Source organism: Anabaena cylindrica UHCC 0172, from assembly GCF_034931625.1.
Taxonomy (GTDB): domain Bacteria; phylum Cyanobacteriota; class Cyanobacteriia; order Cyanobacteriales; family Nostocaceae; genus Anabaena; species Anabaena cylindrica_A.
Genome location: NZ_JAYGGY010000057.1, coordinates 1 through 15,269 on the forward strand (window position 1 = coordinate 1; position 15,269 = coordinate 15,269).

The following is a 15,269-nucleotide window of genomic DNA, read 5'->3' on the forward strand; positions in this document are numbered from 1 at the left end:
CTCCCTCCAGAAATCTTTGAAATGTAGATACAGTAAGCGTTTCCAGACCATCTTGCAAGTTTTTACACGTATCTCGGCTCAATACCTGGCTGCATTACATCCACATTGAGAACTTGACTAATGCCAAAGTCGAAGCTGGTGACGAAGATCAACCCCATATCTGGGACTCTGGTGTAAATTTAGTAGGCGATAAATTACTCCTAGACGAATCCTTATTCAAACAACTCAAACAACCCTTCAAAAACTCAAAAACCAAACCTCAAACCAAACCTCAAACCAACCCACCATCAATCGCCGTAGCCTTCCCCCAGCTTTATCTCATCGAAGGAAATCGCCGTCAGTTTCGCCCTCTCTTTACCATCGACATTTCTCCTATCTTTAATGGTAACTATCGCCAAAGCGGCTGGGACTTAACGACATTTGAGTTTCAACCAGTCATCCCCAACTTAATGCAGTGGTACGGACTAGAAGAAGAAGCCGCAGAGTCCTTAGTCACCAAAGAAGGACTCAAAGTTTTTCTGGAAACCACCTTCAATCGTCCCTTTAAAACCCTACAAGACTGGATTGGACTGATTGAATTACCACCCTTTCCCGTGCGCTCAAAACTGCTTCCCTACCTGCTGAACTTTGGCTACGTCGCCTTCAACCATAACCTCAACAAAGACTTCCAGAAAATCAGCGAACAGCGACAATGGAATTGGGCCGTACCTGGGCATCCCGCTTACGAATATCTGTTTGGACAACCAATAGCACCCCAACACAACCTACTATTTCTCGGTGCTTTCCCGATTTTACCCCCTGATGACTATCAAGCCCAGGCTCTCAAACATTGCCAATCTCAACCCCTCACCGCCGTAATTGGACCACCGGGGAATGGTAAAACCACATTGCTGTTACACAAAATAGCACAACAAATAGTCCACCGCGCCGTACAATTAGCGACAAAAGGTGAAGACGAAAGTAACCTAACTTTAGTCACCAGTACCAATAACCATGCAGTCAACAACGTTGAAGAACTGCTAGAGAGCCACTTTCCGCAAAATTGCTTCTACTTATCAGGCGGCTCCAAAGAATTAGTTGACACCCAAGTTTTGCCCTCTTTGCAAGCTGCACTCGACTCACTAACAAGAGAAACCTTTAACCCAACAGCATGGGAGTCAGCCAAGCAACAATTGTTAGCTCTTGTGCAGCAACTACAATTTCACATCAAGCAAGATGAATATTACCAACAACAGAAGATTGCTGATGAACAGTTATTAGAGCAGCTAGATAGAGATGTACAACGGCTGCAAGAGGCGATAAATAGCTTTCTAGAAGTGAATCCTGAATTTAGGAGAAACGTTTCTCCTAACTCGGATTTTGAGTTACAACCCCCATTATCAGCCAACGCCTCACTTGACTACTCAGAATATCACTCGCTATCACCATTTAACACATTACAGAACTACTCTCAGTCTGGCTCACTAATAGACCCTGTAGATGTTACTTCAGAATCTAGGAGAAACGTTTCTCCTAACTTAGATATTGGATTCCCACCATCGTCATCACGAACTCCATTACGGCATTACTCAGACTCCCAGCCCCCCTCACCGTTAAACTCATCACGCGACTACTCCAAATTTCCCCTTGAAGCGTACCAGCAGATAGAGCAGCACCTGAATACAGCAAATCATTCCTTCCCGCGTGAAAGTAACAGGCAATTTTTAGGTCAAAACCACAACTGGTTGATTCGATTATTGCAAACAATTAAACTATTACAAACAATCAAACTATTGCAGAGAATTAAACTATGGCAAATGATTAAACGATTCTGGCAACAGATAACCAGAAGCAGTCCACGCCATATTCTCAAACGCTTGCACAAACAAATAGAAATGCCCGTATTGGCAACCTTAGCTACACCCTTTCCCTTTCAAATTCCCCTGACAATTGAATCTTTATTAGCAGCCCACCAAAGTGTTTCCCTGCTACTGAAAGAAGTATCTGATTGGCAACAGCAACAAAATCAACTTAACCACAGACACCAACAGCTAGAATTATTACAACGCCAATTAACCGACTTACAACGTCAAATAGCTGACCGAAAACACCAGCAACAACAAATCCAAAATCGACTTGCCACTTATCCTAACCAAGATTTCTCCAGTCGTTTCTACACCGAATTACACACACTGCAAGTACAGTTATTTGAGAGTGCTTGGCAATTTCAACAACAGGAAGCACAACGCAGAAAAGATGAAGTCATGGCTGCTATTAAAACTTACATCGGGGTGTTAAATAACGAATGGGACGCTTTTCGGCAGATGTCCTTGAATTGGAGAAACATTTATCGTGATATCAGCCTGTTGTTTCCCGTTTTCCTGAGTACCTTGCACTCCATTCGCCGTCTGTTACCCTATCCTGATAGCGGTTGTATCAACCAAGTCATTGTAGATGAAGCAGGTCAGATTCCCCCCCATCAAGTATTTCCAGTGTTAGTGCGGTGTTGTCAGGCCTTGATTGTCGGCGACCCCTTGCAACTAGAGCCAGTCATTAATTTAAGCGACCAGAAGAAAGAAGAATATCGCGGTAAATCCTTCCTGGAAAGGGGACTAACAGATGCAGATTATGACTGCTACAGTCCCACCGCTACTACAGCTTATCACCGAGCGGCAGGAGCATCAGCACAACCAGAAGACATTGGTAACGGCATTATCCTTAAATATCATTATCGGTGTGTGCCAGTGATTGCCGATATTAGCGATCGCTTGTGCAATTATGGCATGATTATCAAAACAGAACCCAAACCTTCTTTACTGGGTGCTAACCTAATTGCTTGCCATATTGAAGGAAAGCCAGAAAACCATATAAATTGGGCAGAAGTTGATGTAGTAGAAACGTTAATTGCCCAATTGCTAGAGGCAGGTTACAGCTTCAATTCTCCCAACAATCAAAACACAATAGGCGTAATTTCACCTTATCGTCGCCAAGCAAATGCCTTGCAAGAACGTTTACAATCACGCTCTTCCGACTTTTCAGTCAATAGTATTGGCACAGTTCACACCTTCCAAGGTGGTCAGAAATCTGCGATAATCTTCTCAACTCGCCAATCAGAACCCGCTGATAGCCTTTGGTTTATTAATCGCAAACCGAATTTACTCAATGTTGCTGTCAGTCGAGCCAGAGAATTGTTTATCCTCGTGGGGAATTTAGACAGACTTTCTGAAGGTGGTTATACCAAACAATTAGTAGAATATATCCAGCAATTTGGAGAAATACGATAATTACAATTGTTGCTTGGGAGCAGCGCGATTTTGTGAGGTGCTTAAATTTCGGGTGCTAAATCACCTATTTAGGGGTGCGATTGCCTTCGGCACTGGCGTAGCCAATCGCGGCAGAAAATGTGTTTTTATTGAGAATTAGGCAATTTAATTGAGAATTAAAACCCGATCTAACAAAATCGCATTGCTCCCTTGTTGCTTTGTAATCGCTCAATAATCCGGTAAATAGCTCAGTGACAACCCTCAAATGTCGCGAAATCGTTGCCAATATGGTAGTCCACCCCCAATTATTGATCGGATGCCTTGCTTTAATGTTTTCATATTTCCCTATAAACCTTTGATTTTAATGCCGCAGCATAAAAGTAGCGGTAGAGCCAGGTTTTCTACGAACAGTCCAATTTGTTGAAACAATTATCCTTGATTGTCAGGGGATTTAATATGCCAAATTCTTCAAGGTAATCGACCTATTTTGAAATGATTCATGCAAGAGACTCCATGCGATGAAATTACACCAAAAACTCATAAATATCTTATTTGTCCCATCCCCAATTACCAGTACCTAGCCCCTCTTTTCACGACAAGTCTATTGCAAAAATTACCCTCTATGAACACGGTTTTTTCTACATAAAAATATTCAATTGATTGAAAATACTTCTCTTGATGGATGCTGATTGCATGACCACACCCATAATGTGGAATTCAATCACAACATACACGGTAATAGCACAATCACTTTGGAAGCAAGCAGGGAGGACGTATATACAAAATTTTAAAACTTGCTAAGTCTTATAGTGCAATCGCTATCCGCATTAACCTTCAGCTAATTATAGCTATAGCCATCAAGATTAGGACATCAACTATAGCAGGTGACAGGTGACTCTTGACAGTGAGAAATCCGGGTTTAAGTGTCTAAGTTTTAGTTTTGGCGAATGTCCTAACTACCTTGTCTACAGCTATATTTTCAGATTGTCTCACATCTTCTCTAGTATCACATATTGCTACAGCAGATTGCAGATCAATGAGGTACAGAATCTAACTTGAAACCTAAACAGAAAGAGAGTTTTACTCCTGACTCCTGCTGTATTTGTTCTAAAACATTCTCAATTGTCACCCCTTCAGCTCGTTGCTATGACCTCACCACCAGAGCGTAAACAGGAAAAAACTTCATCATTTTTACTGCGCTTAACTCCGGCAGAAAAAAGTCGCTGGCATAAAATGGCTGAGTTCTATGCTTTACCCCTAGCTGAATTTATTAGACGACGAGTAGAAGGTCGTTCCATTAGTCCGCCAAAAGTGCCAGCTATTAATGTGAAAACCAGTGTACAAATGGGACAAGTTGACCTGAGACTGAGATATTTAGAGAAGAATTTACAGCAGGCGATCGATCTCCTAAAACAAAATCCACCTGCATCAAAAGTGACTCACCAGCAGTTACTTAGCACGATTAGGAACTTGGATGATTTGTTAGAGGAAGTGCGCTCAGAATTGCGCGAAGTGAGACTGCAATTATCCGGTGTCGATGACAACAGCGAAAATGAAGCAAGTTCAACAGATGAGTTGGACTTTGATGACGAAGACTGGAATTAGATGTAGAAGTTATCATGGGCTTCCAAACTTCTGGGAGGTTAGGGGAAACAAACGCAGCAAGTAAGTTTTTGGAGGACTAGGATTGGATTAGATGCACAAATTGGTTGTCCTTCTTTCCTATTGCAGATATCGTTAGACCTTGAAGTGGAGGATGAGAAAATGCTGACCAAAGTTGTTCCTACTGGCAATAACCCCGGTGGTCTGCTGCGTTATCTCATGGATAAACACAAAGAATTCGAGTTGTATGGTGGCAACATAGCAGGACAGACTTACACCCAAATCATCCAAGAATGGCGTGCCATATCAGGGCAAAATCCTCGCACCGACAAAGATACCAAGCACATCACCATGAGTCCCCACCACACAGACCGCCTCACTCCTGACGACTGGTTAGAAATTGGTAACTTCATGATCAACGGACTAGGCTACACCAACAACCTGTGGCTGATGATTAAGCATAAACCCACAGAAAGTCAACTACAGCACAACCCATATGCACCGCCTCACGTTCATATCATGATTCACACCTTTGAATGTGAAAACTTTACCCGCATCAACGACTGGCAAGACAAAACCCGTGCCGAAGAACTGACACGAGAAATCGAGCAACGGTGGCATCTATATCAACTGACTAAGAGTGCAGAGATTGATTATTCTGCCCCCACCACCGGACAAAAGCGCCGAATGTTGCGAGAACAAGAAGAATATGACACCGGATTGCGGAATACACCACCAGCAGAACCAACTAAGCAACGATTGGAACGTATGGTCATTGCCGCTGCTGAAAATCAACCTCACATCCAAATCTTCATCGGTAGGCTTCAGCACCAGGGTGTTGATGTTTACCCTACCATCATTGGTGATGAAATGAAAGGATTAACCTTTGAGTATGAAGGATTTCGGTGTCGGGGGTCGCAGCTAAAAAACTGTAGCTGGAAAAAACTGCAAACAATCCGGGGAGTTGATTATCACCCCACCCGTGATTTACCTTTTTTAAGAGCGATGGCGAAACGCCCTCTGTATGTCCTGCGGACAGGCTCCGCATTGGCGGAGCCGACCCACCAGAAGGTGATGGCTACGCCCGCCGCAAGCATTGCGCCAAGCGCAGTGCCAAAGGCTACGACAGTTATCGCTATCGGCTCCGCAGTACCAGCAGCAATCGCTGCTGGGGAACAAATGCAACTATTACCAGAAGACTTGGAGAATCATACCCAGTCTGTATCTGCTAGTACCCAACAGCTATCTGATAGCAATAAATCTGCATCTGTTTCTAATTCATCTTTATCTGCTAGTAAACAACAGCTATCTGATAGTAATATATCTGCATTTGTTTCTAATCAATTTGTATCTGCCAGTACCCAATATCTGTCCATCAGTTCCAATCAGATTAAATGCACAGCGATGTTTGCAGCAGATATTGACAAGTTACTCTTAGCAAATACAAATTGCTGCCTTGACAAAGACTTTACCGCCGAGCGAATATCTGCCACTGAAATTTCCTTGCGTCGCACACAAGACCAAAGCGAAATTCTGCGGGCTAGACGTAATAGTGATGACTGGGAAGCATTACCCACCGAAAGCGAAATGACCCCCTCGGAAGTTCATGCTATGCTTGCCCTCAAAGAAGATTTAATCAAACAATCAGAAAATCACCATCAGCAACAAGCAGAAACTGTTGCACCCATAGTGGCTGCTCTTTTAAATCTTAAGAAAACAACTCGCTTTACCTGGGAAAACTACATTGCGGAGTGGGATGGAGAGTGTTTAACTTTGGGCAGAACTGGAGATGATTTTCCCATCATGGAAGCAGCTTGGAATAGAGAAATTAAATCCTGGGATGTGAGAAGTTCCTGCCTCTCCCAAGGAACAACTAATTATTTTGTCAAACAAGTTTTACCCTATGTCAAGTCAGCACTGCAACAACAACACGAAGCCAGTATCAAGAAACAAAGAAGCGAACAAAAACAACTGGAATTGTAGCTGGTTTATCTGTTGCACTAATTTATGATTTTACCAAAGAAATGGGTTTGAGGTTCCTCGCCCTTCTAAGGCGACTTTGATATACCAGAATCGGGGAGTATGTCAATGCCAATAGGTCGGATATTTTTGTAATTAAAATTGTATGTTAAAAAGAAAGTTTTGTGATTTAAAATAAATGGCATATATACAAGTAATATTAAATAAAGATAATGTTGATTAACCTTTTTTATGTCCATTCAAGTCTACGGAATACCAAACTGCGGAACCTGCAAAAAGGCTTTCAAGTGGCTTCAAGACAACGGTATTGACTATGAGTTTATTAACACCAAAGAAACTCCCCCCACTCGTGAGATGATCCAAAACTGGGTAAAGTCTTTGGGTTCTACTGCCATGCGAAATACCTCCGGTCAATCCTACCGGGCTTTAGGTGATGACAAGAAGACTTGGACAGATGAGCAGTGGATTGAGGCATTCGCTAACGATGCAATGCTTCTTAAGCGCCCCCTTTTCCTCAAGGCCAAGGATGGAATGGCTGTGCTGATAGGCTTCAAGGACAAAGCTGAAGTAGTCCGGCAAAAGTTGGGACTTTAATATATTCTGCTGGTTGTTAGATGCTCAAATGTCATCGCAGTAGGCTTTAACTTATTCGTGTCCTCGTCACCCACTGTATTCGGTATTCCGAGTCAGTGTCGGTAGTTCACTAAAGGTAAATTCTCTCATCGTTGGTATGGTAGAGTCAGTTTTCTAACCAGTTATCTAATTTTAAGTTGGGAATATTAATAAAATCTTTGATATTATTAGTAACGAGAATATCGTCACGAGAACGAGCCACAGCAGCAATTAAAGCATCAAATTCTCCTGTTGGTTTGCCAATTTTTCTGAGTTCGCTTTGAAGGAGGCCAAATTCGATAGCTGCTTCTATTTCAAATGGTTCTACTGGTAAAAGTTCTATGAACTGTGCTAATGTCTCTAGATTTTTGGCTACCTGTTGAGAACAATAAACTCCTTTATAGAGTTCTGAAACTACAATGATGGATAGATAACATTGGCTAAAGTAGCGATTGAATTTAGTAACAGCTTGGGGATTTTCGTTGAGTAGTGCAATGCAAATGTTGGTATCTAGTAGATACATTAGCCGTTATCCTGATTATCAATTGAGTCTATAATTCTGCCTTGATAAGTATGGCGTTCTTGGTCGATTTCTGCAAATATTTCGGTTAATTCAGGTTGGTTTTTCCAAGCCCCGAATAATTTATTGAGTTTTGCTAGTTTCTCCGCTTCTGTTAATGCTTGTTGTGGTTTTGTAATTTGATTTTCAATAAATCCTAAGTCTATTATTATTTCTGTCCCATCGGGAATGTTATTAAGTGTTTCTAAGATTTCAATATTTTGACCACGTTTGATGCCTCTAACTTTCATATTTGATTTCCTCCTCCGCTTGTTAATTGATGACAGTTGAATATTTACAATGTATTTGGGTCAATTCCTCTTGCTTGTAACTTAGTTAAAAGAGCTTGCATTTGTCCAAGGACTACTCTACAACTTCTAATAATAAGGTTTCTGTACGTGCTTGCTGGTGCTGATGTCATGAAATTCGCGTGCAGGGGAAATATATTAAAACCCCAGAACTATATAGGGGTATCTTCTTCAGACAGAATACATTGCAATTCTTGGTAGATGCTATCTTTTAAGGCAAAATTAGCATTCCGCATCCCATCAATTAACTCTTGCAATAGATTTGGGGAGGGACGGGTTTGGCGCACCCATGTAGTGAGAATATCTGGAATAGTCAGGAAAGAAATACCTAGCTCCTGAGCAGCTTTGATACAAGCTTTTTTATCACTTGAGAGAAAAACAGCTATGAGAGCAGTTCTTAAAGCCAAAACTAAACAAGCAGCCTCACCACGACCCACACCATACGTCTTCATCAAATTTTCCCGTCTAGGAAGTTCTGCCAACTCTAAAGGCTCAATAAACAAACTCCCCACCTGAATATGGCGCTCAAGCTGAGTTGCATTTTCTAGGCGAACCTGAAAACGCTGTCCTTTAAGTCCTGGTTGTGTTTGCACTTGACGACGGGCATAACGCAGTCCTCTTGCTAATTCACTTAAGTCTTCATCAGCTATATTTAGAGGCAGATTATCTTCATCTTGGTTGTAGACTTCAGCCGGAAAGCCTGCTCGTGAAGTATTCAAAGCTTCTTGGAGGATATCAATTCCTTGAGGATGAGCAAATGCAAACACCCTTAGCACCACTGTATCAAGCACAAATTTAGACATAGACCTCTGCGGAATCTGCTGCCTCTTCTCCGTAGAGCCTATCTTCTAATTCAAGATCACTGATCCCTAGAATTTCAGCCACTCGCCGCAAAGAGAGAATTTCCCTAGTCAGCGCACGATAGCTTAGTTCCACAAAAATTCTCGGTAAGCGTTCTTCGGGTGGTAAAGGACGCACTCCAAACTGATAGGGAGATAGGCCATATCCCAAAGATTTAGCTATAGCTATTGGTTTGACGTTATCAGTAAATGTTTCTATGGGAGCGCCTAACTTGCAGTCAGCTTCTAGTCGGTAAATTGTAGCTTGATAGCTAACGCCAAAGTAACGAGCAATGTGAGTTGCTTGTTCTGGATGCTTGACTGTCTTAATTCCCATCACTTCCAGCCGTTCCTGCAATCCCTCCGGGGGAATGAGGAAGTAAGACGCAAACCGATTGGCAAAGTCTTCTAACAAATCAGCCCGCGCTGAATCACGACACAAAATGGCTGGCCTATCCCAATGAAAAAGGTGGTGGGCAATTTCGTGGCACAGAGTAATTTGAGAGCGAATATAAGCCTGATTTTCGTTAAATACTACAACTGGCCCTAGCTGTGGATGCAAAAAGAACAGACCTGAGATATCCGTTTTCTCTAGCCCCAGGGCAATAGCGAAAACTTGATAGCCTTGTGCATCAAGAAACCCCTTGACGTTAAGTAAAGGCGCAATGCCCAAATTATAGTAGCGACGTGCTTTTTGAGCAAATTCTGCTACCTCATAGTCGGTGAAATTTTCCTTGCCCAGAGCTGCAAACGGGGGATGGGGCTTACCAGGAAAGGGGGTGGCGGTGAGTTGGTAAAGTTCCTCCAAATTGTGAATTTGTTGGATTAGTTTAGCAATGCCAGTCTTCCCGGCAATGGCCAGATGATTAGCCAGAGTCCGCAGTGCCGTTTCCCAATCTGGCTGCATGGGGGGCTGGTCTGATGTGCTAACTTCTACAAAAAAGTAGGTTACAGGCACACCATATAGACGAGCCAGCCTATCTACTGTGAGTGCCTCGATTCTCCGCTTACCGCTTTCATACTGACTGAGTGCAGCAGCAGTAATCCCCAATGATTGAGCGGCTTCACTTTGGGTAAATCCTGCCATTTCACGAGCTAGACGAATTCGTTCTCCCAAACGTATTTCTGGTGATGGACGGTCAAGGGAATTCAGCACAAACATCACCTCTTGGATCTTGCTATTAACAAATTGTTATTTTATTGCTTCCACATTTATAATTTTAACATATTTCTAGAGTTCGCTACCGTGTAGTATTGCATTTAACCCTAGTTCTTTGCAGGGATGGCATTTAGTTTGCCGATACAAAAAAGCTAACAATTGCCTAATTAACCCTTTCTAAACAAATCACCGGCTCCGGTCCTAGCACCCCACCAACAGTCAAAACTGCCAACGTCCTAGTTTCTTGAGGATACTGTGCCTTAACCTTCGTTATAGCATCATCCAAATCAGATGCTTGAGCAATGTAAATTTTCTCACCAGTTGTCAGCACCCAAAGAGGTTTAGGCCAAGTATGTCGAGGCTGAAGCACAGCTTTATGAACACAGTTATGAGTAAACTGGATTATCTGCTCAAGTATCGCATCATTACAAAACTCACCCAATGTGACTTGGAAAAATCCTCTCAGTTCTTCATCAGAGATATATTCGACAACTTGCTCTCTTGCCACTCTTCGATATTCTAGATCCTGAACGGTTGTCCGTACCAACTTTGACTCAATAAAGCGACTTACCTGGGTCGTAATGGAATCAAAGTCCCGTTCCATCAATAAATGTCCTAAGTGTTCCCTCAGTAGAGTTCGGAAATTGTCATCCGAGATATTGATACCAGATGTGTGGAAATAAACTGAAAGCTGCTCTCCCCTACCACAGCCAACTTCTCCGTTAGCAGCATCCTCTGCCTCTATCAACTCCATCAATCGTTTGTGCTGAATTACATCATTTGTAGAAGATTCAGATTGTGTTAGTGCAGTATCTCCGGCAGAGAAAGGAATTGATTGGGTCATGGCTCTCTCCTTACAACTTCTAATAATAAGGCTTCTGTACGTGCTGATGTCATGAAATTGGCGTGCAGGGGATGCTGTGTGGGGGTAGAATGGATCGTAAGTTATTAAAACTTCTGTTTACCCAATAAATTTAGGCGCAAGCACGCTCTTTTAATGGCAGAGCAATTAATACAGTACACAGACTTAATATTGGCAACGCCAACGCCGTTGACGCTTCACCCGGCGGCTGTCTATTTGTCTAGTTTAACTACTGGTAGCAGGCGGACAATGCAAAAGGCTCTGAATGCGATCGCACGGCTGCTCACTGCGGATGAATACGATGCTCTATCTTTGGATTGGTCAAAATTACGCTATCAGCACACGGCGGCAATTCGCGCTGTGTTAATGGAACAGTACGCCCCAGCTACGGTTAACCGGATGCTTTGTGCTTTGCGTCGGGTGCTGAAGGAAGCTTTTCGGTTGGGGTTGATGAGTGCTGATGACTACGCCCATGCGGTGGATATTAATTGTGTGCGGGGTGATTCGGCTTTGCGGGGACGGTTGCTGAAAACCAGCGAAATCGCCGCACTTTTGAGCGATTGCAAGCAAAATCAAGATTGGATTGGTGTGCGTGATGCGGCGCTGATCGCTATTCTTAGTGGTTCTGGATTGCGTCGGGCTGAGGTGGTGGCTTTAGATTTAGCAGACTATCAGCCAGAAGATGGTTCTTTGCAAGTCCGCAAGGGTAAAGGGGGAAAGTTCAGGACTGTGTATTTGCCAGCAGGGGCAGTGGCGGCTCTAGATGCTTGGTTAAATATTAGAGGTAATGCTGCTGGTGCTTTGATTTGTCCGGTGCGGCGTGGTGGTAACGTCCATATTCTGCGGATGACTGACCAGGCGGTGATGGTAATTCTCCAAAAACGGGCTAAAAGTTCTGGGGTAGCACCTTTTAGCCCCCATGATTTTCGGCGCTCTTTTATTAGTAATTTGTTGGAAGCTGGTGTCGATGTTTTAACTGTGAGTCGCCTGGCTGGACATTCCGACCCAGCAACTACCCAAAAATACGATCTGCGTCCTGAAGTTGCCAAACGCCAAGCTGTGCAGTTGTTAAATGTCCCTTATGATGGTTGAACGCAAAATTACTGCTTTTAGCGTAATTGACATCCTCTCCGTCGTGAACGGTCGGCGATTCCGTGACATACTCCAGACACTCCCTTTCAGGTCAAGAACTTCCCTGGTTTGTTTTTAGCGATTCACTGTGCCAGTTGCTCCCGTCCTGACTTCTTTACAGGCATTTGATATCTACATTCGATATCGACAACCTGATTGTAAACTGAAAGAGAGTGCAGCAGGGATATTAACCTAAAAATGTCTATTGACAAAAAAGAATTGGTACACCGCGTTGGCCAACGGATAAATAAAGAAAATGGCACAGTGGAAGAAATTATAGATGCCACCATCGAAGAAATTTATGAATCGCTCAAACAAGGAGAAAGTGTTTCCCTACGGAACTTTGGGACTTTTTACGTTAGAGTAGAGCCAAAAACTTGGATTTTTAAATTCAATCCCTCCCAACGGTTACGTAAAATATTTGGCTGGTCATCTACTTACAAGGATTAATGTAGCGAGGATTGATACAAACGGGATGAAATAGCTCACATGACAGCAGAACAAAAATTGGCAGATATCCAACAAATACCTAAAAGCAACACAACAACAACCATCAAGCCTGGTTATCAACCGCAAGCAGCCGACACCAGCATCGACGCAGATATCTACCTGTTTACCCGATTACGCCAACTGGCGCTCAAGCAAAGGGTAGAAATGTACGCAGCCCATGAGCGTGGAGTCAAAAAACTGAGCCTAGCTGGTATAAAAATGCGACATCCGCAGGCATCGCTTTTAGAAATGCGCCAGCACTTTACCCGTGCCGTTTTAGGTGATAAATTGCCAGAAGGGTTTCAACCAACAGGAGGTGATGAAAAAATTTGGATTCAAGATTCCATTGCCCTCGCAGGCGAACTCCACACCTTTCTCAATGCAGTTAATATACCCTACTACGTCAGTGGCGGCGTAGCCAGTTCAATTCACGGAGAGCCACGTTCCACCCGCGATTTAGATTTAGTCATCTCCGTTCAAGCCAACCAAATCGACTTATTGGTAACAACACTAGAAGCCGCGCTCTACTATTGTCCAGCCGGAGCGGTAGAAGACTTAAAGCAGGGGCGAGAAAGGATGCTCAACATCACCCATACCGAAACGATCTCCAACGCTGACTTATACGTCATGGACAATTCACCCTTTGCGTCCTCGCAAATGTCCCGCCGGAGGTTACTGGATATCGAGGGAATGCCAGCCTTTTGGGTGATTTCCCCAGAAGACCTAGTGCTGCAAAAGCTGTTATGGGGAAGGAGCAGTCAATCAGAAAAACAATGGCGTGACGTGTTGGGAATACTCAAACTGCAAGCCGAAAATCTCGACTACGGCTACCTTGCTGACTGGGCAGAACAATTAGCACTGGTTGAAGTTTTGAGTCAGGCGTTAACCCAGGCTGGTATCTAGTGATGAATTGCCTCGAATACCCCATCCAGTCACATTCCCAGAAGGATGTACGTTGCAGAACTTCACAAAGATAACCTAAAACTTCTTTTTGTCCCGTAAGCGATATATGATAGTTGCATCGGTTTTGTTTATCCAGAACTTTTTGCACTGTGAGTCTAATCGCAGCGTCTTAGAGTACAATTAACACTTAAGTAAATACTTTCAGTCTCGTGGAGTTGATGGAGGTTATGAAGTTATGGAAATGGTGAGGACAAAATGGAAGATAGAAGTACATTTTGTCCGTTTTGAGATTCTGAGGAGGAGTTGCGTTTAATTACCCTTAACAGCTAGTGAAGTTTGGCGACGGAACAAACTGTTGGGGTTGAAGTTAGACACAATCCGTATTTGTTGCTGTACACAATCTTATTATAAATTGTGTGCAGTGTGGAGATATTTTTTGGCAAATTTTACGAAAATTTCAAAAATCGCATAAAATCCTGCTTTTTCGAGAAAATGACGTAAATAAACCTAAATGTCCCTCTATAAATGCGAAATCCTCCTCCAATCGCCTCAAAAATAGTCAAAATTGGAGGAAATTATGTACAGAATTCAAGATAAATACAGAATTAAATATCACTGGAGTACGTATGAACTAACAAGTCATTTCTCCAGAACTAGCAACAGTCAAGCTCACTGGAGTACAGATGAACTAACAGGTCATCTCTCCAGCACTAGTTGTTGGGAAATAGCAATAAATATTAGGCAGCAGTGCAAATCCTCACCAAAATTGGCAAATTCTCCCCAATACCCAGTACCCAGTACCGTTCGGCTGACGCTCACGGCGGAAGCCCAATCCCTGGTACCCAATCCCCAGTATCGGGAGCAGCATTCGTCCGCTGCTAAATTTTTAATAGAAGATAAATCCTTATCACCACCTCTGAAGACAGTCACAGCTAGAGAGTGGAGTATCTCAACTGACAAAAAAAAAGTTGGATAGCCGCTAGGTGCTTGGTTAACAGGAGACTCATGGACACACCAATCATGGACTGGACTTACCATAGAAAGCTTTAAAGCCAGCCTTAAAGCCAGAAAAAAGCCAGCTAGGAATGAATCAAGAGAACCGCGAAACGATTATCAGTCGTCTCAGCCGCGCTAGTAGGGCTATCAACCCTAACTAAAATATTTATCTTTAAATTTGATCTTCATTCTAGTCCATGAGTTTCCTGTTTACCAACAATTAGGCATTAAACCGACAGATGTAAAAAGAAAGTAATTAGGTTCTGAAACCGCTGCATAACACTTAGACAAAGCTAGACAGAATTAAATACCGTTAGAATTTGTCCGACAAAGTGTTCATAAGAAAGCTAATTTCTGAAAAACACCCAAAAGCAAGAAAAAATCAGAAATTTTCAGAACGTTTAAGCCCAACAGCAGCTTTTTACATCTACCGAGATTAAATGCCAACTAGCGGCTACCCGATGAAAAAACACAAAACATCGAGGAAAGCCAGTCATGTATCTACCAGAAAACGCAGACAACTTCGCCAAATCAGCCCGTCGTCGTCAAAGCCAAAAAAACCAACCCCACCAACCAGCCTCCGAAAT

The 15,269-nt window shown here is 43.0% G+C and carries 13 protein-coding genes; 8 read left to right on the forward strand and 5 right to left on the reverse strand.

Annotation, left to right across the window (positions count from 1 at the left end; all coding sequences use genetic code 11):
• Window positions 1–113 precede the first annotated feature (113 nt).
• From VB713_RS13135 to VB713_RS13150, 4 genes are all read left to right on the forward strand, one after another.
• Window positions 114–3,263, forward strand: coding sequence for a DEAD/DEAH box helicase (locus tag VB713_RS13135; protein ID WP_323311971.1), 3,150 nt, complete (start codon window positions 114–116; stop codon window positions 3,261–3,263).
• A gap of 1,125 nt (window positions 3,264–4,388) precedes the next feature.
• Window positions 4,389–4,847, forward strand: a complete 459-nt coding sequence (locus VB713_RS13140) for a hypothetical protein (protein WP_323311972.1) — start codon at window positions 4,389–4,391, stop codon at window positions 4,845–4,847.
• 159 nt (window positions 4,848–5,006) lie between these two features.
• The gene (locus tag VB713_RS13145; RefSeq protein ID WP_323311973.1) at window positions 5,007–6,827 is read left to right on the forward strand and encodes a relaxase/mobilization nuclease domain-containing protein; all 1,821 of its coding nucleotides are present in this window, start codon (window positions 5,007–5,009) and stop codon (window positions 6,825–6,827) included.
• A 228-nt stretch (window positions 6,828–7,055) separates the two neighbouring features.
• Complete coding sequence (locus tag VB713_RS13150; protein WP_323311974.1) at window positions 7,056–7,418, forward strand: Spx/MgsR family RNA polymerase-binding regulatory protein; 363 nt, start codon at window positions 7,056–7,058, stop codon at window positions 7,416–7,418.
• A 145-nt stretch (window positions 7,419–7,563) separates the two neighbouring features.
• Here the strand turns inward: VB713_RS13150 and VB713_RS13155 are convergent, their stop codons facing one another.
• From VB713_RS13155 to VB713_RS13175, 5 genes are all read right to left on the reverse strand, one after another.
• On the reverse strand, window positions 7,564–7,959 hold the full coding sequence (locus VB713_RS13155) for a type II toxin-antitoxin system VapC family toxin (protein ID WP_323311975.1): 396 nt from the start codon (window positions 7,957–7,959) through the stop codon (window positions 7,564–7,566).
• Complete coding sequence (locus VB713_RS13160; protein WP_323311976.1) at window positions 7,959–8,246, reverse strand: hypothetical protein; 288 nt, start codon at window positions 8,244–8,246, stop codon at window positions 7,959–7,961. Before VB713_RS13160 ends, VB713_RS13155 begins: the two co-directional genes overlap by 1 nt.
• A gap of 209 nt (window positions 8,247–8,455) precedes the next feature.
• Entirely contained in the window at window positions 8,456–9,106 is a 651-nt protein-coding gene (locus VB713_RS13165) for a hypothetical protein (protein WP_323311977.1), read from the reverse strand.
• Window positions 9,099–10,304, reverse strand: coding sequence for an XRE family transcriptional regulator (locus VB713_RS13170; protein WP_323311978.1), 1,206 nt, complete (start codon window positions 10,302–10,304; stop codon window positions 9,099–9,101). Before VB713_RS13170 ends, VB713_RS13165 begins: the two co-directional genes overlap by 8 nt.
• 160 nt (window positions 10,305–10,464) lie before the next feature.
• On the reverse strand, window positions 10,465–11,145 hold the full coding sequence (locus VB713_RS13175) for a hypothetical protein (RefSeq protein WP_323311979.1): 681 nt from the start codon (window positions 11,143–11,145) through the stop codon (window positions 10,465–10,467).
• Between the two features lie 153 nt (window positions 11,146–11,298).
• Between VB713_RS13175 and VB713_RS13180 the strand changes: the two genes are divergently transcribed.
• The 4 genes from VB713_RS13180 to VB713_RS13195 all read left to right on the forward strand — a co-directional run bounded on the left by VB713_RS13180 (window position 11,299) and on the right by VB713_RS13195 (window position 14,662).
• The gene (locus VB713_RS13180) at window positions 11,299–12,255 is read left to right on the forward strand and encodes a tyrosine-type recombinase/integrase (RefSeq protein ID WP_323311980.1); all 957 of its coding nucleotides are present in this window, start codon (window positions 11,299–11,301) and stop codon (window positions 12,253–12,255) included.
• A gap of 237 nt (window positions 12,256–12,492) precedes the next feature.
• Window positions 12,493–12,744, forward strand: coding sequence for an HU family DNA-binding protein (locus VB713_RS13185; RefSeq protein ID WP_323311981.1), 252 nt, complete (start codon window positions 12,493–12,495; stop codon window positions 12,742–12,744).
• Window positions 12,745–12,783: 39 nt separating this feature from the next.
• Window positions 12,784–13,686 (forward strand): hypothetical protein, encoded by a 903-nt coding sequence (locus VB713_RS13190; protein ID WP_323311982.1) that lies wholly within the window; start codon window positions 12,784–12,786, stop codon window positions 13,684–13,686.
• A gap of 577 nt (window positions 13,687–14,263) precedes the next feature.
• Window positions 14,264–14,662 carry a hypothetical protein gene (locus VB713_RS13195; RefSeq protein ID WP_323311983.1) on the forward strand — a complete coding sequence of 133 codons (399 nt, stop codon included), beginning with the start codon at window positions 14,264–14,266 and terminating at the stop codon, window positions 14,660–14,662.
• The last annotated feature ends 607 nt before the right edge of the window (window positions 14,663–15,269 follow it).